This is a genomic window from Nitratidesulfovibrio liaohensis (assembly GCF_011682075.1).
Taxonomy (GTDB): Bacteria; Desulfobacterota; Desulfovibrionia; order Desulfovibrionales; family Desulfovibrionaceae; genus Cupidesulfovibrio; species Cupidesulfovibrio liaohensis.
On sequence record NZ_VSMK01000706.1, the window covers coordinates 1 to 741 of the forward strand.

Annotated in this window: 1 protein-coding gene; it reads left to right on the plus strand. The window is 73.8% G+C overall.

The annotated features are described in order from the left end of the window. On the plus strand, window positions 1-741 hold a 741-nt coding region (locus FVW27_RS17995; RefSeq protein ID WP_481850176.1), incomplete at both ends, for a P-loop NTPase family protein.

The following is a 741-nucleotide window of genomic DNA, read 5'->3' on the forward strand; positions in this document are numbered from 1 at the left end:
CATGGCGCTGGCCACGGGCGGCCCCGCCCTTGCGCCCGCCGCGCTGCCTCTGGCGGCGCTCATGGACATGCGTCTGCCCCAGGGCGACGTGCCGCTGTTCCTGGACATGGAATATTCCCGCACCTGGGCCGACGGCGCGCGCAACCTGGGCCGCCTGGATGCCACCTTCCTGCGCAGCCTGGCCGAACGGCACGCCAGCGGGCTCGAGGTGTTCGCCTCGCCCGACACGGGCGACGACCTGGACGCCATCAGCCCCCGCGCGGTGAAGGCAGTGCTGGATCTGGCCCGCGCCCTGTACGCCGTCACCGTGGTGGACGGCGGCCCCTATGCCGACGAACTGGCCCTGGTCTCCATGCAGGAGGCGGAAACCATCCTGCTGGTCACCGATCTGGCCCTGCCCGCCCTGGCTGGCGCACGCCGCCTGCTGGACGACGTGGCCGCCGCCGCGCCGTCAGTGGCCGCACGCATCCAGTTGGTGGTCAACCGCATGTCGCCCCAGGCCGGGGTGGACCTGACGGAAGCCGAACGGCTGCTGGAACGCAAGGTGTTCGCCACCGTGGGCGACGACTACGGCGCGGCCGTGTCGGCCATCAATCAGGGTGTGCCCCTGTGCGAGGCGGCGCCCCGCTCGGTGGCCGCGCGCTCGCTGGCCAAGCTGGCCGAACGGCTGGCCCCCGCCGCCGCAACGCCCGGCAACGGCGGCGCCGCCCCCGGCATGAAGGCGGGCAGCCTGTTCGCCCG